The sequence below is a fragment of the Pseudomonas sp. St316 genome, assembly GCF_018325905.1.
Lineage (GTDB): Bacteria > Pseudomonadota > Gammaproteobacteria > Pseudomonadales > Pseudomonadaceae > Aquipseudomonas.
On record NZ_AP021901.1, the window covers coordinates 1461695 to 1481618 of the forward strand.

Annotated in this window: 19 protein-coding genes and 2 pseudogenes; 8 read left to right on the forward strand and 13 right to left on the reverse strand. The window is 60.6% G+C overall.

What is annotated here, in order from left to right; translation table 11 throughout:
• Positions 1 to 167 precede the first annotated feature (167 nt).
• Positions 168 to 845: a ribonuclease T gene (gene rnt, locus KI237_RS06490; RefSeq protein ID WP_212799263.1), complete on the reverse strand. Its 678-nt coding sequence runs from the start codon at positions 843 to 845 to the stop codon at positions 168 to 170.
• The gene (pyrC, locus tag KI237_RS06495) at positions 842 to 1888 is read right to left on the reverse strand and encodes a dihydroorotase (protein WP_212799264.1); all 1047 of its coding nucleotides are present in this window, start codon (positions 1886 to 1888) and stop codon (positions 842 to 844) included. Before pyrC ends, rnt begins: the two co-directional genes overlap by 4 nt.
• Positions 1889 to 2076: 188 nt before the next feature.
• Here pyrC and KI237_RS06500 point away from each other — a divergent pair, with 188 nt between their 5' ends.
• Entirely contained in the window at positions 2077 to 3054 is a 978-nt protein-coding gene (locus KI237_RS06500; protein WP_212799265.1) for a flagellar protein MotY, read from the forward strand.
• 126 nt (positions 3055 to 3180) lie between these two features.
• The gene (locus KI237_RS06505; RefSeq protein ID WP_003204943.1) at positions 3181 to 4398 is read left to right on the forward strand and encodes an argininosuccinate synthase; all 1218 of its coding nucleotides are present in this window, start codon (positions 3181 to 3183) and stop codon (positions 4396 to 4398) included.
• 308 nt (positions 4399 to 4706) lie between these two features.
• Here the strand turns inward: KI237_RS06505 and KI237_RS06510 are convergent.
• Positions 4707 to 4962, reverse strand: a pseudogene (locus tag KI237_RS06510) (hypothetical protein); the annotation flags it as partial.
• A gap of 468 nt (positions 4963 to 5430) precedes the next feature.
• Here KI237_RS06510 and KI237_RS06515 point away from each other — a divergent pair.
• Positions 5431 to 6056, forward strand: a pseudogene (locus tag KI237_RS06515) (response regulator).
• A 55-nt stretch (positions 6057 to 6111) separates the two neighbouring features.
• On the opposite strand, the gene KI237_RS06520 reads toward KI237_RS06515, so the two are convergent.
• The 8 genes from KI237_RS06520 to metG all read right to left on the reverse strand — a co-directional run bounded on the left by KI237_RS06520 (position 6112) and on the right by metG (position 12908).
• Positions 6112 to 6294, reverse strand: coding sequence for a PA3496 family putative envelope integrity protein (locus KI237_RS06520; RefSeq protein ID WP_212799266.1), 183 nt, complete (start codon positions 6292 to 6294; stop codon positions 6112 to 6114).
• A 107-nt stretch (positions 6295 to 6401) separates the two neighbouring features.
• A complete protein-coding gene (nth, locus tag KI237_RS06525; RefSeq protein ID WP_003204935.1) occupies positions 6402 to 7040 on the reverse strand; it encodes an endonuclease III in 639 nt (212 codons plus the stop codon).
• The gene (locus KI237_RS06530) at positions 7037 to 7570 is read right to left on the reverse strand and encodes an Rnf-Nqr domain containing protein (protein ID WP_212799267.1); all 534 of its coding nucleotides are present in this window, start codon (positions 7568 to 7570) and stop codon (positions 7037 to 7039) included. Before KI237_RS06530 ends, nth begins: the two co-directional genes overlap by 4 nt.
• Positions 7563 to 8174, reverse strand: coding sequence for an RnfABCDGE type electron transport complex subunit G (locus KI237_RS06535; RefSeq protein ID WP_212799268.1), 612 nt, complete (start codon positions 8172 to 8174; stop codon positions 7563 to 7565). The genes KI237_RS06530 and KI237_RS06535 overlap by 8 nt, the downstream gene beginning before the upstream one ends.
• The gene (locus KI237_RS06540; RefSeq protein ID WP_212799269.1) at positions 8171 to 9157 is read right to left on the reverse strand and encodes an RnfABCDGE type electron transport complex subunit D; all 987 of its coding nucleotides are present in this window, start codon (positions 9155 to 9157) and stop codon (positions 8171 to 8173) included. The genes KI237_RS06535 and KI237_RS06540 overlap by 4 nt, the downstream gene beginning before the upstream one ends.
• Positions 9144 to 10163, reverse strand: coding sequence for an electron transport complex subunit RsxB (rsxB, locus tag KI237_RS06545; RefSeq protein WP_212799270.1), 1020 nt, complete (start codon positions 10161 to 10163; stop codon positions 9144 to 9146). The genes KI237_RS06540 and rsxB overlap by 14 nt, the downstream gene beginning before the upstream one ends.
• The gene (locus KI237_RS06550; protein WP_212799271.1) at positions 10160 to 10732 is read right to left on the reverse strand and encodes an Rnf-Nqr domain containing protein; all 573 of its coding nucleotides are present in this window, start codon (positions 10730 to 10732) and stop codon (positions 10160 to 10162) included. Before KI237_RS06550 ends, rsxB begins: the two co-directional genes overlap by 4 nt.
• Positions 10733 to 10862: 130 nt before the next feature.
• Entirely contained in the window at positions 10863 to 12908 is a 2046-nt protein-coding gene (gene metG, locus KI237_RS06555) for a methionine--tRNA ligase (protein ID WP_003204922.1), read from the reverse strand.
• Positions 12909 to 13206: 298 nt separating this feature from the next.
• Here metG and apbC point away from each other — a divergent pair, with 298 nt between their 5' ends.
• Complete coding sequence (gene apbC, locus KI237_RS06560) at positions 13207 to 14301, forward strand: iron-sulfur cluster carrier protein ApbC (RefSeq protein WP_212799272.1); 1095 nt, start codon at positions 13207 to 13209, stop codon at positions 14299 to 14301.
• 154 nt (positions 14302 to 14455) lie between these two features.
• On the opposite strand, the gene KI237_RS06565 is transcribed toward apbC, so the two are convergent.
• Complete coding sequence (locus tag KI237_RS06565; protein ID WP_212799273.1) at positions 14456 to 15214, reverse strand: SDR family oxidoreductase; 759 nt, start codon at positions 15212 to 15214, stop codon at positions 14456 to 14458.
• Between the two features lie 164 nt (positions 15215 to 15378).
• Here KI237_RS06565 and KI237_RS06570 point away from each other — a divergent pair, with 164 nt between their 5' ends.
• The 4 genes from KI237_RS06570 (at position 15379) to groL (ending at position 18884) form a co-directional block, all read left to right on the forward strand.
• Positions 15379 to 16110 (forward strand): HugZ family pyridoxamine 5'-phosphate oxidase, encoded by a 732-nt coding sequence (locus tag KI237_RS06570; RefSeq protein ID WP_212799274.1) that lies wholly within the window; start codon positions 15379 to 15381, stop codon positions 16108 to 16110.
• A 66-nt stretch (positions 16111 to 16176) separates the two neighbouring features.
• A complete protein-coding gene (locus KI237_RS06575; protein WP_212799275.1) occupies positions 16177 to 16653 on the forward strand; it encodes an FxsA family protein in 477 nt (158 codons plus the stop codon).
• Between the two features lie 243 nt (positions 16654 to 16896).
• Positions 16897 to 17190, forward strand: coding sequence for a co-chaperone GroES (locus KI237_RS06580; protein WP_003204913.1), 294 nt, complete (start codon positions 16897 to 16899; stop codon positions 17188 to 17190).
• Between the two features lie 50 nt (positions 17191 to 17240).
• Complete coding sequence (groL, locus tag KI237_RS06585; protein ID WP_212799276.1) at positions 17241 to 18884, forward strand: chaperonin GroEL; 1644 nt, start codon at positions 17241 to 17243, stop codon at positions 18882 to 18884.
• Positions 18885 to 19133: 249 nt separating this feature from the next.
• Here the strand turns inward: groL and KI237_RS06590 are convergent, their stop codons facing one another.
• Positions 19134 to 19877, reverse strand: a complete 744-nt coding sequence (locus KI237_RS06590) for a phosphatase PAP2 family protein (RefSeq protein ID WP_212799277.1) — start codon at positions 19875 to 19877, stop codon at positions 19134 to 19136.
• Between the last annotated feature and the right edge of the window lie 47 nt (positions 19878 to 19924).

Consider the following 19924-nt stretch of genomic DNA (forward strand, 5'->3'; position numbering starts at 1 on the left):
TCAAGCCTGATCATTTGCTGAAACACAGAACCTTGCGGCGAGGGGATCTATCTGTGGGAGCAAGGCTTGCCCGCGATGGCAGCGGTGCGGTCTTCCAGGAACCGAGTCGCCTGTGTCGCGAGCAAGCTTTGCTCCCACGGAGTTGGCCGCCACAATGGCTCCAATCTTTAGTCGTCGAAATCCTGCCAGCCACCCATCTGCTTCCACCGATTGACGATGCCGCAGAACAGCTCGGCGGTCTTCTCGGTGTCGTAGCGGGCCGAGTGGGCTTCGCGACCATCGAAATCGATGTCGGCCGCTTGGCACGCCTTGGCCAGGACGGTCTGGCCGTACGCCAGGCCAGCCAGGGTCGCGGTGTCGAAGCTGGAGAACGGGTGGAAAGGGTTGCGCTTCATGTCCAGGCGCGCGACGGCGGCATTGAGGAAGCCCAGGTCGAAGCTGCTGTTATGGCCGACCAGGATCGCTCGCTTGCAACCATTGGCCTTGAGCGCCTTGCGCACGCCACGGAAGATGTCGGTCAGGGCCGTTTCTTCGCTGACCGCCATGCGCAACGGGTGATCGAGCTTGATCCCGGTGAACTCCAGGGCCGCCGCTTCGACGTTGGCGCCTTCGAACGGTTCGACCCGGAAGAAGTAGGTGTGGTCAGGGAACACAAAGCCTTTTTCGTCCATGCCGATGGTGGTCGCGGCGATTTCCAGCAAGGCGTCGGTCGCGGAGTTGAAACCGCCGGTTTCTACGTCGACGACAACCGGCAGATAGCCACGGAACCGAGCAGCCATGGGGTGGCGGGCGCCGCCCGAACCACCGTTGCCGTCCTGTTCGTCGTCGAAATGATCTTCACTCACGCGTTTTCCTCCAGCAGGCGCCAGCGCAGTTTTTCACCGGCGCGCAGCGGGATGACAGCCAGGTCGCCGAAAGGCAGGCTGGCGGGGGCGGTCCACTCATCGCGAACCAGGGTAATACGATCGGTGTTCACCGGCAGGCCATAGAAACGTGGGCCATGCAGGCTGGCGAAGCCTTCGAGTTTGTCCAGCGCGTTGCGCTGTTCGAATGCCTCGGCGTACATCTCGATGGCGGCATAGGCGGTGTAGCAACCCGCGCAACCGCAGGCTGCTTCCTTGGCGTGCTGGGCGTGGGGTGCCGAGTCGGTGCCGAGGAAAAACTTGGCGCTGCCGCTGGTGGCGGCGTCCAGCAAGGCTTCCTGGTGGGTATTGCGCTTGAGGATCGGCAGGCAATAGAAGTGCGGCCGGATCCCGCCCACCAGCATGTGGTTGCGGTTGTACAGCAGGTGATGGGCGGTAATGGTCGCGCCGACGTTGGCCGGGGCCTCGTTGACGAACTGCACGGCATCGCCGGTGGTGATGTGTTCGAACACCACCTTGAGGGTCGGGAAGCGCTCCACGACGCGGCGCATGTGCTCGTCGATGAAGATTTTCTCGCGGTCGAACACGTCGACGTCGCCCCGGGTGACTTCACCGTGGATCAACAACGGCATGCCGACTTCGGCCATGGCCTCCAGCGCCGGGAAGATCTTGTCGATGCTGGTGACGCCGGAATCGGAATTGGTGGTCGCGCCGGCCGGGTACAGCTTGGCGGCATGGACGAAGCCGCTGGCCTTGGCCTCGCGGATCTCTTCGGGCTGGGTGCGGTCGGTGAGGTACAGCACCATCAGCGGTTCGAAGCGGCTGCCAGCCGGGCGTGCGGCGAGGATGCGCTGGCGATAGCTGTCGGCCTCGGCGGCGTTGCGCACTGGCGGAACCAGGTTAGGCATGATGATTGCGCGCCCGAAGGTGCGCGCGACATCGGCGACGGTATGGGTCAACACAGCACCATCGCGAAGATGAATATGCCAGTCGTCGGGACGCAGCAGGGTCAGGCGGTCAGACATGGGGGGCTTCCAGGCGGGTCAAACTGTGGGAATGCTACCGGAAAAGACCGATTCAGGCACCCGCTATCAAGTTCTGCCGCAACTTACCGATAGCTCCTACAGGTGTGCCACGAATCCGTGAGTGCCCCGGACAGGCGTCACGCCCCAGGCATGCGTCGATCTTTGTATAAAAGTCAGTGGAGCCTCCCGTGCGCCAGCGTTATCTAGCCTTGCTCAGTGTGTTTGCCAGCCTTCCCGCCATGGCGCTCACTTTCCAGACCCGTCTGGAGAGCATTGAGTGGACGGTCGAAGGCGACAAGTTCGAGTGCCGGCTGAGCCAGCCGATCACTGATTTTGGCAGTGGCGAATTCGTGCGCCGGGCGGGCGAGCAGGCCACGTTCCGCCTCAAGACCTACAACCCGATGCTTGGCGGCGGTTCGGCAACCTTGCTGGCGGCCGCCGCGCCTTGGCAACCGGGGCGGGGCGATATCAACCTGGGTTCGGTCAGGATCGGCAGCGGCGATGTATTGTTCAACAGCTCCCAGGTCCAGGCTGGCCGCTTGATCAGTGGCCTGATGGAAGGTCGCAGCCCCGTGGTGCGTCGCAACACCGAGGACGGGCGAGTCTCGGAAGTGCGCCTGCTGCCGGTGCGCTTCAGCAAGGCCTTCAATGACTATCAAGGTTGCGTGGCGAAACTGTTGCCAAAGAATTTCGAGCAGGTGAAGCAGACGCAGATCGGCTTCCCCGGCGAAGAAGTCGAACTCGATGCCCATGCCAAGGCGCAGCTGCAGGTCATGCTCGACTTCATCAAGGCCGATCCAAGCGTCAATCATGTCGAGCTTGACGGCCACTCCGACAACAGCGGCAATCGCCTGACCAACCGTGAGCTATCACGCCGCCGGGCCCTGGCAGTCCAGGATTTCTTCAAGGCCAATGGCTTCCAGGAATCGCAGATTACCCTGCGCTTCCACGGCGAGCGTTATCCCCTGGTGCCCAATACCAACGCCGCCAACCGCGCCAAGAACCGTCGCGTGGTCGTGCGCCTGGAGCGCGCGGCGCCGATCGAGGCACCGGCACCACAACCGCCAACGCCAGCACCGGCCCCTGCTGCGGCTCCTGGCAAGGTCCCGGCGCCGGTAGCGGCTCCGGCCAAGGCGCCCGCAGCTACCACGGCGCGGACATCCTGACTCGAGATCCCGTCGCTCGTTCGACATAATCTGTCGCTTCGTCGTCATAAGCTGTCGCGCCCCTGTAAATTATCCGCGCTGGACGTTAGACTTCCCTGCTTTCCGTACAACCCGTGGAGTGATGGCATGGCGGACGTAAACAAGGTCGTTCTGGCGTATTCCGGCGGCCTGGACACTTCGGTGATCCTCAAGTGGCTGCAGGACACTTATAACTGCGAAGTGGTGACCTTCACCGCGGACCTGGGACAAGGCGAGGAAGTCGAGCCTGCACGCGCCAAGGCCCAGGCCATGGGCGTCAAAGAGATCTACATCGATGACCTGCGCGAAGAGTTCGTCCGCGACTTCGTGTTCCCGATGTTCCGCGCCAACACCGTTTACGAAGGCGAGTACCTGCTGGGTACCTCCATCGCCCGTCCGTTGATCGCCAAGCGCCTGATCGAAATCGCCAACGAAACCGGCGCCGACGCCATTTCCCATGGCGCCACCGGCAAAGGCAACGACCAGGTGCGTTTCGAGCTGGGTGCCTATGCCCTCAAGCCAGGCGTGAAAGTCATTGCCCCGTGGCGTGAATGGGACTTGCTGTCCCGTGAAAAGCTGATGGACTACGCCGAGAAGCACGCGATTCCGATCGAGCGCCACGGCAAGAAGAAATCCCCGTACTCGATGGATGCCAACCTGCTGCACATCTCCTATGAAGGCGGCGTGCTGGAAGACACCTGGACCGAGCACGAAGAAGACATGTGGCGCTGGACCGTCTCCCCGGAGAAGGCTCCCGATACCCCGCAATACCTGGAACTGACCTATCGCAACGGCGATATCGTCGCACTGGACGGCGTTGAGATGAGCCCGGCCACCGTGCTGGCGACCCTGAACCGCATCGGTGGCGAACACGGCATCGGTCGTCTGGATATCGTCGAAAACCGCTATGTGGGCATGAAGTCCCGTGGCTGCTACGAAACTCCGGGCGGCACCATCATGCTGCGCGCTCACCGGGCGATCGAGTCGATCACCCTGGACCGCGAAGTGGCTCACCTCAAAGACGAGCTGATGCCCAAGTACGCCAGCCTGATCTACACCGGCTACTGGTGGAGCCCAGAGCGTCTGATGCTGCAACAGATGATCGACGCCTCCCAGGCTCACGTGAATGGCGTGGTACGCCTGAAGCTGTACAAGGGCAACGTGATCGTTACCGGGCGCAAGTCCGACGAGTCGCTGTTCGATGCCAACATCGCGACCTTCGAAGAAGATGGCGGTGCCTACAACCAGGCCGACGCGGCAGGCTTCATCAAGCTCAACGCCTTGCGCATGCGCATCGCGGCGAACAAGGGTCGCAAGCTGTTCTGACCTTGGCGATGTGAAAGCGGCCTGCCATGAGCAGGCCGTTTTTTTGTCCGCTTTTTTTTGCGCGTGCGGCCTTTGCCGCGGCGCCCCCTTGATCGCTCATTCATCCTGCCCGTGCGATGCCTGGTCTGCGTGGCTGTAGATGACGTACACGACGATGCCGGTGTGCTTCGAATGTCTCGATCGACAGGTCTCGCTCGGGGGCTCCGATTGGCCACATAGGATGCAAGGGGAGGCCGGTTCGCGTTTGTGTCGCAACAGCACTTTGATTTTATCCGCCCGACGCAGCAGTCGTTTGCGCCGGCAGGGCGAGTCAACCATGGTTTTTAAAAAGTGTTTGTTCTTGCGAAAATCCGAAGGTGAATACAGGGAGCGATAATTGAAGTTGAGCGTTATGAAAAAAAGCAGCAATAGATAAAAAGGAAAGCTGATCAGGAACCACAGATAATATTCACGATCCTGGTCATCCAGAAAGGGCAGGGAAATCGCTGCGGAGGTTTCGGACAAAGTTGCAAATATGGCGATGAGGGTCATAGGGTTGGTTATAGTCTTCAAAGGTTTGTTCATGGTTAATGCTCATGGATACTTGTGCTCGGTGAGTGGCTTGAAAAGTGTTTGTCCATGCCGAAGGAAATATAGGCACAGTCGCAATGGCTGCCCTGTTGGATATCAGGCGCCTGAGTGGGTTTTATATATGAATTCCCCAGCCGTAAGTGAGTGAAAGGCAGTTTTAATAGTTAATAATTCAGTTACTTTCTATGAGCGAAGCGCTTTTCAATGAGCTGTCCATGGGTGGGTGTGGCGGTGAAAGAGCGCATTGTTCACAGGGTTACCGGATTGTTAAGAAAGGTCATTCCTTCTCTGTAAAAAAATCCATGACACATTTTTTCTGGGGCGAATTGTAGGAATTTTCTGTATCGCTTGTAGGTTCTGTCTCTCGGTGCGAGCGTTCAGGGGGGGGCGGCATGCCAAGGTAGAAATGACTAGGCTATTGTGCGTGCTCTAAAAATTCGAACAGCGAAGTTGGATTTGCCCATGAATAAAGTGCTGATCGTGGATGATCATCCCGTCATTCGTCTTGCTGTACGTTTGCTGATGGAGCGTCATGGTTATGAAGTCCTTGCCGAAACCGATAATGGCGTCGATGCGTTACAACTTGCACGTGAACTGATGCCCGATATCGTCATTCTCGATATTGGTATTCCGAAGCTGGACGGGTTGGAAGTCATTGCCCGCCTGACAGCCATCCCTTCATCAATGAAGGTGTTGGTGCTGACTTCCCAGGCGCCGGGACATTTTTCGATGCGCTGCATGCAGACGGGGCGGCCGGGTATGTATGCAAGCAACAGGATCTTACCGAGTTACTGAGTGCAATAAAGGCGGTACTGTCCGGTTACAGTTACTTTCCCAACCAGGCATTGCATACGGTGCGGTCGAGTCTGGGTAATGCCAGTGAGTCCGATATGGTCGATCGATTATCGGGACGGGAAATGATGGTCTTGCAGCAACTGGCGCGCGGAAAGACCAACAAGGAGATCGCCGATGGAATGTTCTTGAGCAACAAGACCGTCAGTACCTATAAGACGCGCCTGTTATTGAAGCTCAATGCCCGTTCGCTGGTCGACCTGATCGAACTGGCGCAGCGCAATGGCTTGGTGTGAGTTTTCGGGGCACGCGTACTCAGTAAAAAGCCTCCATCAGGGAGGCTTTTACGTGTCAGAGGTCAAAGTCATAATCGGCCAGTTGTTTCTGCAGACGGCGCTCTTCCAGCAGGTTATCAATGGTGCGGCGCTTGCTCAGGTTGGTTTTCGCCACTTCCACGACCACAGGTTCGACGTCGTCGGCGTCAGCGGCGATGAATTCGTCTTCTACATCCAGTTGTTCTTTGCCAGCACTCATGGGTTCGACTCCAGGCTAAGACTGCCATTGGCGCTCCTTATATCGATAAACCACGGGCGGGTAAAAAAGATTTTTTCAATCGATGGATCAATAAAAGCAATAGCGCCTCAATCGTCGGAGGTCTTGTGCTTGTATTCGCATAAATCCTCAATTCGGCAGCTGCCGCAGCGAGGCTTGCGCGCCAGGCAAACGTAGCGCCCGTGAAGGATGAGCCAGTGATGGGAGTCCAGCAGGAATTCCTTGGGAACAAATTTCATCAATTTCTTCTCGACCTCCACCACGTTTTTGCCGGGGGCCAGCCCGGTGCGGTTGCTGACGCGGAAAATGTGCGTGTCGACCGCCATGGTCAACTGCCGAAACGCAGTATTGAGCACGACGTTGGCGGTTTTGCGGCCCACGCCCGGAAGGGCTTCCAGCGCTTCGCGCGTCTGCGGTACTTCACTGCCGTGGCGCTCGATCAGTAGGCGGCAGGTTTCGATTACGTTCTTGGCCTTGCTGTTGAACAGCCCGATGGTCTTGATGTATTCGGACAGTCCCTCGACGCCCAGGGCGTAGATCGCTTCCGGCGTATTGGCCACCGGGAACAGTTTGGCCGTGGCTTTGTTGACGCCGACGTCGGTGGACTGGGCTGACAGAATGACCGCGATGAGCAACTCAAACGGCGAGGAATAGGCCAGTTCGGTTTTCGGTTCCGGGTTGTCCTCGTGAAGGCGACGAAATATTTCCAGGCGTTTTGCGGCGTTCATGGGCGCGGCTTTTCCTCAACGGATGAATGGGGTTTGGCGGCCGTCCAGGCCTGTCGGGCCGCCAGCAGCAGCCCGAGCAGAATGAACCCGCCGGGGGCGAGCAGGGCCAGGGGCAGGCCGCTGCCGATCAGCCCACGCACGGCGCCCAGGCTGATCATCAAAAGGCCAAACAGCCCAGCCAGCCTGAGGCGTCCGGGCCAGCGCGATTCAACGAAGAAACCCTCCTGCTCCAGCGCTACGCAACTCAGGGCGATCCAGCCAACGTAAAGGCTCAACGGTCGATACAACTCCAGCACCCAGGCCTGGGCGACAAGGCCCGTGCAGGTGGCCAGGGTCGCGGCCAGCACGATGGAGGCGAGCAGCCGTTGACAGGCTGCCAGGTGTTGCCGCACAAGCCCCATTGCCGAACCGTGGCTGAAAAGAACCAAGGCCCAGGCCAGCCATAACCCCAGTGCGCCAACCAGCGAGTCGCTTGCGCCAACCAATGGAACGAGCAGCAGGCCGTGTGTCAGTCCCCAGGGTTTATTCATTCGCAGCCACCCCCATCAACTGAGCCTTGTGCTCGTCGAAGTAACGCAGCGCATCGTGGATAGCCTGGAGGACCGCCCGGGACGTCACTGTCGCGCCTGCCAGTTGATCGAACTGGCCCTGGTCCTTTTTCAAGGCCCAGCCGCTGTCATCAGGTGCCTGGCGTGATTTACCCGTGAAGGTCTGCAACCAGGCGTTCGGCCAGCCGGCAATCGCCGCGCCCAATCCAGGTGTCTCGGATTGGCGCAGGGTCTTGACGCCCAGCAACCGGCCCTGTGGATCGATAGCGACGAGCAATTCGATGCGGCCTTCATAGCCCAGCGCCTGGCTACGCAGCAGCACGGCGCTGGGTTGGCCGCTGCGAGTCGCCAGGTAGCCACCCAGCAGCGTGCTATGGGCCAGGGGCACCGAGGTGGTGACAACGGGGTGCGCCAACGGCTGGTTATCATAGCGGTCGGTGGGCAGCACCTCGAGCAAGGCCCTGTTCGCCAGCGCTTGCTGCTGGGCCTCGATACGCCCGGCGGTGCCGAGGTGCGTGAGGTAAGTGGCACCGATACCCAGGCCGATCAACAAGGTCAGGATTGCCACGCCGACGGGATTGTTCATGTCAGTGGCCGCCGTTGTCGCGCCTCGGCAAACCGGTCCAGCGCCGGCACGCCGAGGTTCATCAGTAACACCGCGAACGCCACGCCGTCCGGGTAGCCACTCCAGGTGCGTATCAGATAGACCAGTAATCCCATGCCCGCGCCAAACAGCAGGCGGGCGAGAGGGGCCTTGGCACCCGAGACCGGTTCGGTCGCGATAAAAAATGCGCCGAGCATGGTTGCGCCGCTGAACAGATGAAACAGCGGCGAGCCATGGGAGTCGGAACCCGAACCGTTCCAGCACAACAGGCTGATGATGGACAGGCTCGCCAGCATGCCCACCGGAGCATGCCAGCTGAACACCCGTTGTTGCAGCAGAAACAGACCGCCCGCGAGGAAGGCCAGGTTGACCCATTCGACACCGCGGCCACCGAAACGTCCGAACGCCGGATCGTTGGTGAACAGTTCATCGACGGTCAGGCTCGTGTTGGTCCGCAGGCTGTCCAGCGCGGTCGCCCCGGCCCAGGCATCGGGCGCCGGATGAGCGCCGAATACCTGCTGCAAGCCTTCAGACAGGCCGATGCCGTGGAGCACTGGCCAGTGACTCATATGGGAAGGAAACGCCACCAGTACCAGGGCGTACCCGAGCATTGCCGGGTTGAACGGGTTGCTGCCGACGCCGCCCCACAGGTGCTTGCCGAACAGCAAGGCGCAGGCGGTGGCCGTGACGGTCAACCACCAGGGGCAATAGGCCGGCAAGGCCATGGCCAGCAGCGTGGCGCTGACCAGCGCACTGCCATCGTTCAGGACGGGCTTGAGTGGTCGGCGCCGTAAACGCAGGACCAACGCTTCGACCGCCAGCGCAGTGGCGCCGGACAACAGCAGGTTGAGCGCCACGCCCCAGCCATGGAACCACAGCAATGCCAGCACGCCGGGCAGCGTCGCCAGCAACACTCGCGTCATTGCCTGGCGCAGCCGTTCGTCCACTGGCTCAAGAGGCGGCATGGGCGTCCACCTGGCGTTCGGCGTCCTTCACCGCTTGTTCCAATGCCTGCAGTTGTTCATCCGATGCCGTTGCTGCCCGGGCTTTGCTGAGTTCGGCGCGGCGCATCGCCAGTTGGATCTTGGCCCGCTTCAGCTCGGCGTTTTGCGTCGGTGCAGGGGCTGGCGCGGCCGCAGGCGCGGCGTTTTCCAGTTGGCTCAGGGCCTGTTCGGCCGCTTCGAACTGGCGTTGCAGCACGATCAGTTGCGACTGCTGCTCGAAGGTTGGCGGATGGCCGAACGCTTTTAAGGATTTGTTCAACTGCGCCCGGCTCATGGCCAGGTCGACCTTGGCTTTTTTCAAGGCGGCATCGGCGGTGGCGGCTTTTTGCGCGCGCACGCGTTCCAGTGCGGCTTGTACGGGGTCGAGGGTCGGGACCTGGGTTTGAGTCTGGGTCTGGGCCGCCCGTTGGGTTCGAGCCAGGCGCTCGGCCTGGCGCTGCTCTTCTTCGCGGCGCAGGCGCTCGTTGCGTTGCTCGAAGCGACGCCGGGCATGATTGCGCTTGGCGGTTCGCGCCTGTTGTTCTTCGGTGCTGAAGGCCAAGCCACCGACGATCGGCAGCACGGTTGCCGTCGGCAGAGGACGCATTTCGATGCAATCGACCGGGCAAGGCGCCACGCACAGATCGCAGCCTGTGCATTCGTCGATGAGGACGGTGTGCATCAGCTTGGCGGCGCCGACAATCGCATCCACCGGACAGGCCTGGATGCACTTGGTGCAACCGATGCATTCGGCTTCACGGATAAAGGCGATTTGCGCCGGGGCCACGCCGCGGCTGGTGTCCAGCTCCAGCACCGGTATTTTCATCAGCTCGGCCAGGGCTGCGATGGTTTCGCGCCCCCCGGGCGGACATTTGTTGATCGGCTCGCCCTGGGCGATGCCTTCGGCGTAGGGTTTGCACCCGGGATGGCCGCACTTGCCGCATTGGGTCTGCGGCAGCAGGGCGTCGATACGTTGAATCAGGCTCATGTTTTGACCAGCCCGCGCAATCCGAGAAAGGCCACCGCCATCAGTCCGGCGCTGATCAACTGAATCGGCAGGCCCCGAAAGGGCAAGGGAATATCGTTATTGAAGGTGCGCTGGCGCAGATCGTCGAACAGGCTCAGCACCAGCCAGAACCCCAGCCCGGCACCCAGGCTCAGGGCGATGGCGTGGCCCAGGCCTCGATCATCCTGGCCGTTGAGCAGCGTGACCCCGAGTATGCCGGCATTACCCAGCAACAGCGGCCACAACCCCGCGAACGGCATTGCCGGCAGCCAGCGTGCCAGCAGGCGCAGCACGGGGCCGATCAGCAATACGCTCAAGGACAGCCAGGCCAACAGGCGCAGCGAGACCAGGTTTGTCGGCGCCAGCAGCCCATGATCGATCAGGTAGCCCAGGGTGCCGACGATCAGCATCAGGCAGGCCGTCGCCAGGCCCAAGGCGTGTACCTGCCTCCTGCCGTTGGCCGCCAGCAGCGGATCGACGCCCAGCGGCCAATGCAACACGAGGTTGTTGATCAGAGCAGCGCTGAACAGCGTGAGGACGATTTCGGTCATGGGCGTGTTGGCAACAAATGGCCTGTTACAAGATTAGGCATTATCCGGCACGCCGGGAGCGTGGGCCAGATATGAAAATCCCACAGCCACCTGCAAGGCGACTGTGGGATCGGTGCAGCAAGCGGTCGTGTTACTTGATCCGCTGGCCCGGCTTGGCGCCGCTGTCAGGGCTCAGCAGGTAGATTTCCTCGCCGCCGGGGCCTGCCGCCATCACCATGCCCTCGGAGATGCCAAAGCGCATTTTGCGCGGCTTGAGGTTGGCGATCATCATCGTCAACCGGCCTTCGAGCTTGGCCGGGTCCGGGTAGGCACTCTTGATGCCGGAGAACACGTTGCGTTGTTCGTCGCCGATGTCCAGGGTCAGGCGCAACAGCTTGTCGGCGCCTTCGACGGCCTCGGCCTTGACGATCAGTGCCACGCGCAGGTCAACGGCGGCAAAGGCGTCGAAGTCGATTTCCGGCGACAGCGGGTCCTTGGCCAGTTCGCCGTTCCCGGCAGGCGCGCCGGTGTCGGTCTGGCTGGCGGCCAGGTCTTCCTTGGAGGCGTCGGTCATGGCTTGCACCTTGGTGGCGTCGATACGGGTCATCAACGGCTTGAACGCGTTCAACTGATGGTTGCTCAGCAGGGTCTGGTGGTCGTTCCAGGTCAGCGGGGCGACGTTGAGGAACGCCTCGGCATCGGCGGCCAGCAGTGGCAGCACCGGCTTGAGGAAAATCACCAGCTGGCGGAACAGGTTGATGCCCAGGGCGCAGATCGCCTGGACTTCGTCCTGCTTGCCTTCCTGCTTGGCCAACGACCAGGGCGCCTTGTCGGCGATCCAGGCATTGGCGCGGTCGGCCAGGGCCATGATTTCACGCATGGCACGGGCAAAGTCGCGGCTCTCATAGGCATCGGCGATGCTTGGCGCTGCGGCCAGGAACGCGTCGGTCAGTTCCGGTGCGGCGTTGCCAGCGACCAGGACCCCGGCGTTGCCCTTGTGGATAAAACCGGCGCAACGGCTGGCAATGTTGACGACCTTGCCCACCAGGTCGGAGTTGACCTTCTGCACGAAGTCTTCGAGGTTCAAGTCCAGGTCGTCGACGCCGCGGCCGAGCTTGGCCGCGTAGTAGTAGCGCAGGTACTCAGGCGACAAGTGGTCCAGGTAGGTCCGGGCCTTGATGAAGGTGCCGCGGGACTTGGACATCTTCTGGCCGTTGACGGTCAGGTAGCCGTGCACGTTGATACCCGTCGGCTTGCGGAAGCCGGCACCTTCGAGCATGGCCGGCCAGAACAGCGCGTGGAAGTTCACGATGTCCTTGCCGATGAAGTGATACAGCTCGGCGGTGGAGTCCTTGCCCCAGAACGCATCGAAGTCCAGCTCCGGCGTGCGGTTGCAGAGGTTCTTGAAACTCGCCATGTAGCCGATCGGCGCGTCCAGCCACACGTAGAAATACTTGCCGGGCTCGTCGGGGATCTCGAAGCCGAAGTACGGCGCATCGCGGGAAATATCCCACTGCTGCAGGCCGGCATCGAGCCATTCGGCGATCTTGTTGGCGACGGCGTCCTGCAGGGTGCCGCTGCGGGTCCAGGCTTGCAGCATCTGCTGGAAGTCCGGCAGCTTGAAGAAGAAATGCTGGGAGTCCTTGAGCACCGGCGTCGCCCCGGAAATCGCTGATTTCGGGTCTTTCAGGTCGGTCGGTGCGTAGGTGGCACCGCATTTTTCGCAGTTATCGCCGTACTGGTCTTCAGTGCCGCATTTCGGGCAGGTGCCCTTGATGAAGCGGTCGGCCAGGAACATTTTCTTTTCCGGGTCGAAATACTGGGTGATCGAACGGGTGGCGATGTGCCCGGCGTCACGCAGTTTCAGGTAGATCTGGCTCGACAGCTCACGGTTTTCTTCGGCGTGAGTGGAGTGGAAGTTGTCGAAGTCCACCAGGAACTCGGCAAAGTCGGCGCTGTGTTCAGCCTGGACATTGGCGATCAGTTGTTCCGGGGTGATGCCTTCCTTTTCTGCGCGCAGCATGATGGCCGAACCGTGGGCGTCGTCGGCGCAGACATAAATGCATTGGTTGCCGCGATGCTTCTGGAAGCGCACCCACATATCGGTCTGGATGTACTCCAGCATATGGCCGAGGTGAATCGAACCATTGGCATAGGGCAGGGCGCTGGTGACGAGGATCTTGCGTGGCTCGGACATGGGGCTCGGCTACTTGATGAAACGGAGGTCGGCCACTATAAAGCGCCGGGAAATATATTTCACCCTGCCAGCCTGTTTCCGAATGCATTGGGATTGTGGGAGCAAAGCTTGCTCGCGAAACAGGCACCTCGATTTCCGGAAATCCCATCGCCTGCATCGCGGGCAAGCCTTGCTCCCACACAGCGGGAGCAAGCTCCCTCGCCACAAGAGCATTCGTCGCCCTTAATCGGGTCGCCACAAAAGCATGCGCGGCGTAGGATAGCGGCCTGTTTTTCCAGTCTTGCTATCGGAGTTGCCCATGAGCGCCGTCAATCGCGCAGCGGTGGAAGCCGTCCTTCGCCAGTACACCGACCCCTACTTGAACCAGGACCCGGTCAGCGCCGGATGCGTGCGTGCCATCGACATCCAGGGCGATCGCGTCAGCGTCCAGCTGGAAATCGGCTACGCCGCCGATCTCTTCAAGAACGGCTGGGCGCAGATGCTGCAAATGGCGATCGAGGCCCTGGACGGGGTGACCGCCGCCAAAGTCGACATCACCAGCGTGATCGCCGCCCACAAGGCCCAGGCGCAGGTTCCGGGGTTGGCGAACGTCAAGAACGTGATCGCCGTGGCCTCGGGCAAGGGTGGCGTGGGCAAGTCCACTACCGCCGCCAACCTGGCCCTGGCCCTGGCCCGTGAAGGGGCGAAGGTGGGGATTCTCGATGCAGACATCTACGGCCCGAGCCAGGGCATCATGTTCGGTGTGGCCGAGGGCACCCGACCGCAGGTCAAGGACCAGAAGTGGTTCGTGCCGATCCAGTCCCATGGCGTGGAAGTCATGTCCATGGCTTTCCTGACCGACGACAACACACCGATGGTCTGGCGCGGACCGATGGTTTCCGGTGCCTTGCTGCAACTGGTCACGCAAACCGCGTGGGGCGACCTGGATTACCTGGTGATCGACATGCCACCGGGCACCGGCGATATCCAGCTGACCCTGGCGCAGAAAGTCCCGGTGGCCGGCGCGGTCATCGTCACCACGCCCCAGGACCTGGCGCTGCTGGATGCGCGCAAAGGCGTGGAGATGTTCCGCAAGGTCAACATCCCGGTCCTGGGTGTGGTCGAGAACATGGCCGTGCACATCTGCTCGAACTGCGGGCATGCCGAGCATCTGTTCGGCGAAGGCGGCGGGGAAAAACTGGCGAGCCAGTACGGCGTCGAACTGCTGGCTTCGCTGCCGCTGTCGATGCTGATCCGCGAACAGGCCGACGGCGGCAAGCCCACGGTCATCGCCGAACCGGACAGCCAGATCGCCATGGTCTATCAGGAACTGGCCCGCCATGTGGGCGCGCGGATCGTGTTGCAAGAGGCAGCGTCACCGGCGATGCCGAACATCACCATGAGCGACGATTGATCGACTGAACGGCAATCCCTTGTGGGAGCGAGCTTGTGGGAGCACAGCTTGCTCGCGATGACGGCGTCACCTACAACACATCTGTTGGCGTTAAAACCGCTATCGCGAGCAAGCTGTGCTCCCACAGGCTCCCACATTTTGTTATGCGCTGGATTTAGATCCGCAACCCGCCATCCATCTCCAGGATCCGCCCGGTGTAATAGTCGTTCTCGAAGATGTACGCCGCCGAATGCGCAATCTCCTCAGGCTTGCCCATGCGCTTGAGCGGAATCCCCGAGGTCATTTTTTCCAGGGCCTCGGGCTTCATGCCCAGGGTCATCTCGGTTTCGATGAAGCCCGGTGCGATGCCGGCGACACGGATGCCGTAGCGTGCCAGTTCCTTGGCCCAGGTCACGGTGGCGGCGGCCACACCGGCCTTGGCGGCCGAGTAATTGGTCTGGCCGACATTGCCGGCGCGGGAAATCGACGAGATATTGATGATGGCGCCACTGTTTTTCAGCTCGACCATCTTCGCCGCCACTTCGCGGGTGCAAAGAAATACACCGGTCAGGTTGACGTCGATCACGGCTTGCCATTGGGCCAGGCTCATCTTGCTCATTTCGCCGTCCTTGACCTTGATCAGCAGGCCGTCACGCAGGATCCCGGCGTTGTTGATCAAGCCGTGGATCGCGCCGAAATCCTCGGCTACCCGCGCGACCATGTCGGTCACTTGTTCTTCATTGGCGACGTTGCACAAGTAGGCGCGAGCCTCGACACCCTTGGCTGTGCAGGCGGCAACTGCCTGGTCGAGTCTTTCCTGGTTGAGGTCCACCAAGGCGAGCTTCGCGCCTTTACCCGCCAGATACTCGGCCATGGAGCGGCCCAAACCCTGGCAACCGCCGGTGATAATGATTACTTTGTCGGTGAGTTGCATGCTCATGTCCAAATGGCGCAGCGGTGAAGGGGACCTTTTGGGAGGCCTCTCGATTGGCGACGGTGTAGCCCGGCTGCACACGAGAACTGTCCCATAGGCGTGCTGGAACATTACTCCAGTCACCTGACCATTTTCTAGACGGTTTTCATAAGAGGAGTCATAAATTGAGCGTTGAAGCTGCCAAGCATGCCCGGGAACTGCTGCTCAAGGAGTACCGTGGAGTGCTCGCCACTCATTCCAAATCCATGCCCGGCTTTCCGTTCGGCTCCGTTGTACCGTATTGCCTGGACGAACAAGGCCGGCCACTGATCCTGATCAGCCGCATTGCCCAGCACACTCACAATCTGCAAAAAGACCCCAAGTGTTCGATGCTGGTGGGCGAGCGCGGCGCCGAGGATGTGCAAGCCGTGGGACGCCTGACTTATCTGGCCGAAGCCCGCAAACTCGAAGACAGCGCCGCCATCGAGGCTGCCGCCGAGCGTTACTACCGCTATTTCCCTGACTCGCAGAACTACCACAAGGCCCATGATTTCGATTTCTGGGTGCTCGAACCGGTGCGTCATCGCTACATCGGCGGCTTTGGCGCCATTCACTGGATCGACCAACTCACCCTGGCCAACCCCTTCGCCGGCAAAGCCGAAGCCAGCATGGTCGAGCACATGAATGCCGATCACGCCAAGGCCATCGCCCATTACGTGGATTTGACCGGCCTGCCGAAAAGCGAACCGGCGCAACTGGCGGGCATCGACAGCGAGGGCATGCACTTGCGCATTGGCCAGGGCCTGCACTGGCTGGCGTTTCCGACGCCTTGCAACACGCCGACACAAGTGCGCCAAGCCTTGGTTTATCTGGCTCACGCCGAGCAATGGCCAAAAAATGCGGACGTCGACGCTTGAATTCATGAAAGGGCGACGTCATTTAGGTTTTCATAGCAAGGCATTCTTGCGTTGAGGAACCATTTGATGCGCCCTTTTTTGTTGCTCTTTCTGCTGTTCCCGGTGTTGGAGCTGTTCGTATTCGTCAAGGTCAGCGGTGCGATCGGGTTTTTCCCGGCGCTGCTGCTGGTCATTCTCGGCTCGATGCTTGGCGTGTTCGTGCTGCACATTGCCGGCCTGGCCACGGCGTTGCGGGCTCGTGAAAGCCTGAGCCGTGGCGAGCTGCCCGCTCAGACCATGCTCGAGGGCCTGATGCTGGCCTTGGGTGGCGGCCTGTTGATCCTCCCAGGCTTTATCAGCGACGTGCTGGGCCTGGTCATGCTGTTGCCGTTCACCCGTCGGTTGCTGGCCAATAAAATGCGCCAGCGCGCCGAAGAGCAGGCGATGCGTCAGCGCGCCTTCGCCGATGACCTCCAGCCCCGCGGCGGTCCGGCTCCGCGAGAGCCCGTGGGCCGGGAGCCCAACGTGATCGAAGGCGAGTTCGAACACCGGGATTCCAAGTAAACCAGCGATACGGCGCCTTCGGGCGCCGTGTTCGTTTTGGCTGCGTGAAGTAAAAAAAATTCTATCCCCGCCCTTGTAATCCACTTGTGCGCCCTTATGTAACGGTCACCGCAAGGTTTCCGGTGGTGACACCGGACAGACTTCCGCGGTTCGACTGACGAACCGCACCCGGCTCCGCCGGCTTTGTTAAACCCGCCGGGACTACACCGGCCGATGAAAACCAAAAATTAGGAGAGATCGACAATGAAGCTTCGTCCTCTGCATGACCGCGTCGTCATCCGTCGCAGCGAAGAAGAGAAGAAAACCGCTGGCGGTATCGTCCTGCCAGGTTCGGCTGCTGAAAAAGCCAACCACGGTGAAGTTCTCGCTGTAGGCCCAGGCAAGGCACTGGAAAACGGTGAAGTACGTGCGCTGGCCGTGAAAGTGGGTGACAAGGTTGTGTTCGGCCCTTACTCCGGCAGCAACACAGTGAAAGTCGACGGCGAAGACCTGCTGGTAATGAGCGAGAACGAAATCCTCGCTGTTCTCGAAGGCTGATTCCCCCGCCCATTTTCCCGTTACTACAAAGTATTTAAGGAATATCGATCATGGCTGCTAAAGAAGTTAAATTCGGCGATTCCGCCCGCAAGAAAATGCTCGCCGGTGTCAACGTCCTGGCTGACGCAGTAAAAGCGACCCTGGGCCCGAAAGGCCGTAACGTGATCATCGAGAAGAGCTTCGGCGCTCCGACCATCACCAAGGACGGCGTTTCCGTAGCCAAGGAAATCGAGCTCAAAGACCGCTTCGAAAACATGGGCGCGCAACTGGTCAAAGACGTTGCCTCCCGTGCCAACGATGACGCTGGCGACGGCACCACCACCGCTACCGTCCTGGCTCAATCGATCGTCAACGAAGGCCTGAAAGCCGTCGCTGCCGGCATGAACCCGATGGACCTCAAGCGCGGCATCGACAAGGCGACCATCGCCATTGTCAAAGAGCTCAAAGCCCTGTCCAAGCCATGCGCTGACACCAAGGCCATCGCTCAGGTCGGCACCATCTCGGCCAACTCCGACAACTCCATCGGCGACATCATTGCCGAAGCCATGGAAAAAGTCGGTAAAGAAGGCGTGATCACCGTTGAAGAAGGCTCGGGCCTGGAAAACGAACTGTCGGTTGTAGAAGGCATGCAGTTCGACCGTGGCTACCTGTCCCCGTACTTCGTCAACAAGCCAGACACCATGACCGCCGAGCTCGACGGCCCGCTGATCCTGCTGGTGGACAAGAAGATCTCCAACATCCGCGAAATGTTGCCAGTGCTGGAAGCCGTTGCCAAAGCCGGCCGCCCACTGCTGATCGTGGCTGAAGACGTTGAAGGCGAAGCCCTGGCGACCCTGGTTGTGAACAACATGCGTGGCATCGTTAAAGTCGCTGCCGTCAAGGCACCGGGCTTCGGCGATCGTCGCAAGGCCATGCTGCAGGACATCGCCGTACTGACCGGCGGTACCGTCATCTCCGAAGAGATCGGCCTGAGCCTGGAAAGCACCACCCTGGAGCACCTGGGTAACGCCAAGCGCGTGATCCTGTCCAAGGAAAACACCACCGTGATCGACGGTGCTGGCGTCGAGGCTGACATCCAGGCTCGCGTTACCCAGATCCGCGCACAAGTGGCCGAGACTTCGTCCGACTACGACCGTGAAAAACTGCAAGAGCGCCTGGCCAAGCTGTCCGGCGGCGTTGCAGTGATCAAGGTTGGCGCTGGTTCCGAAGTTGAAATGAAAGAGAAGAAAGCCCGCGTTGAAGACGCCCTGCACGCTACCCGCGCAGCCGTCGAAGAAGGCGTGGTACCTGGCGGCGGCGTGGCACTGGTTCGTGCCCTGCAAGCCATCAGCGAACTCAAAGGCGACAACGATGACCAGAACGTGGGCATCCAGTTGCTGCGTCGCGCTGTAGAAGCTCCTCTGCGCCAGATCGTTGCCAACTCCGGCGACGAGCCAAGCGTTGTGGTCGACAAGGTCAAGCAGGGTTCGGGTAACTACGGTTACAACGCTGCCACCGGCGAATACGGCGACATGATCGAAATGGGTATCCTGGACCCAGCCAAAGTGACTCGTTCGGCTCTGCAAGCGGCTTCGTCGATTGCCAGCCTGATGATCACCACCGAGGCGATGATCGCTGAAATCAAGGACGACGCTCCAGCTGGCGGCGGTATGCCAGACATGGGCGGCATGGGTGGCATGGGCGGCATGATGTAAGCCAGCCTTACCCCTGTAGCGAAAAACCCCGCCAGCGAAAGCCGGCGGGGTTTTTTATTGCCTTGTATTTGTGAACGACGCCAATCCCTCTGTGCGAGCGAGCTCCATGCTGCCCACAACATTCGGACACGACACAAAACCCTGTGGGAGCGAGCTTGCTCGCGATGGCGTCGGCACATCCAGCATCCCCGCAAGATGACACACCGCTATCGCGAGCAAGCTCGCTCCCACATTGGGATGTGGTTCAGTTCAGGCATTGGCGGGGCTGGTTACAGCGACACCCTCAGCCCGGAGGGCGGGTCGGTACAGCACGTAGTAATAACACCCCAGACTAATCAGCCAGCAGAACACCGCTGTCCACACGTTGTGAGAAAAGAAATGCGCCCCTTGCATCATCCGCCCCAGGGAAAACACCGTTCCCAACGTGAAGGCGAATATCAGGGCCAGGCGGGCCAGGCGTGGGCGGCGGTCGCGCAGGACGAAGAACAGCGCAAACAACGTGAACCCCGTGGCGGCGTGACCGCCGGGCCAGCATCGACCGGGTTTGTTCGTGGCCGGGCGTGGGCTTAGCAGCTCACTGTAGGTTTCCTTGCCGCCAAACTCCTTCAGGCTCCAGGGGCATTGCACGGCCGTCACCGCTTTCATTGGCGTGACGAAGGACGTCGCCAGTGCCAAGGACAGCACCAGGCAACCGAGTTCCCGCTTGAACGGTTTGAGCCGGGCGATGAAAAACGCACCGATGAACCCGAGGATCGCTAGCACCGAAAAGGCGATGACGACTTGTTTTGCCCGGTCATGGAGGATGTTTTCCAGAAAGTAGCTGCGGCGCCCGATAAAGCCGCCGGCAGCGGGGTCATAGAACAATCGGGCTAAATCCATGTCCAGATCGGTCCACTCCAATAAAACCAGCATAATTGCCGCAACGGCGGGAATTGTGAGGCACAACCAGAAGTTCAGTGGGCGAGGGGTAGGGCGTAGAACGCTTGATTGCATGACAGGTCCTGAAGCAAGAAAGCGCCCCAGGACATCAGCCTGGGGCA

Bases quoted from the DNA above. Each gene is read 5' to 3' on its own strand.
- KI237_RS06580 (WP_003204913.1), top strand. From the start codon at position 16,897: ATGAAGCTTCGTCCTCTGCATGACCGCGTCGTCATCCGTCGCAGCGAA.
- nth (WP_003204935.1), bottom strand. From the start codon at position 7,040: ATGAACGCCGCAAAACGCCTGGAAATATTTCGTCGCCTTCACGAGGAC.
- KI237_RS06575 (WP_212799275.1), top strand. From the start codon at position 16,177: ATGCGCCCTTTTTTGTTGCTCTTTCTGCTGTTCCCGGTGTTGGAGCTG.
- metG (WP_003204922.1), bottom strand. From the start codon at position 12,908: ATGTCCGAGCCACGCAAGATCCTCGTCACCAGCGCCCTGCCCTATGCC.
- KI237_RS06520 (WP_212799266.1), bottom strand. From the start codon at position 6,294: ATGAGTGCTGGCAAAGAACAACTGGATGTAGAAGACGAATTCATCGCC.
- KI237_RS06540 (WP_212799269.1), bottom strand. From the start codon at position 9,157: ATGCCGCCTCTTGAGCCAGTGGACGAACGGCTGCGCCAGGCAATGACG.
- rsxB (WP_212799270.1), bottom strand. From the start codon at position 10,163: ATGAGCCTGATTCAACGTATCGACGCCCTGCTGCCGCAGACCCAATGC.
- KI237_RS06505 (WP_003204943.1), top strand. From the start codon at position 3,181: ATGGCGGACGTAAACAAGGTCGTTCTGGCGTATTCCGGCGGCCTGGAC.
- KI237_RS06590 (WP_212799277.1), bottom strand. From the start codon at position 19,877: ATGCAATCAAGCGTTCTACGCCCTACCCCTCGCCCACTGAACTTCTGG.
- groL (WP_212799276.1), top strand. From the start codon at position 17,241: ATGGCTGCTAAAGAAGTTAAATTCGGCGATTCCGCCCGCAAGAAAATG.
- KI237_RS06550 (WP_212799271.1), bottom strand. From the start codon at position 10,732: ATGACCGAAATCGTCCTCACGCTGTTCAGCGCTGCTCTGATCAACAAC.
- KI237_RS06565 (WP_212799273.1), bottom strand. From the start codon at position 15,214: ATGCAACTCACCGACAAAGTAATCATTATCACCGGCGGTTGCCAGGGT.
- KI237_RS06535 (WP_212799268.1), bottom strand. From the start codon at position 8,174: ATGAACAATCCCGTCGGCGTGGCAATCCTGACCTTGTTGATCGGCCTG.
- pyrC (WP_212799264.1), bottom strand. From the start codon at position 1,888: ATGTCTGACCGCCTGACCCTGCTGCGTCCCGACGACTGGCATATTCAT.
- apbC (WP_212799272.1), top strand. From the start codon at position 13,207: ATGAGCGCCGTCAATCGCGCAGCGGTGGAAGCCGTCCTTCGCCAGTAC.
- KI237_RS06530 (WP_212799267.1), bottom strand. From the start codon at position 7,570: ATGAATAAACCCTGGGGACTGACACACGGCCTGCTGCTCGTTCCATTG.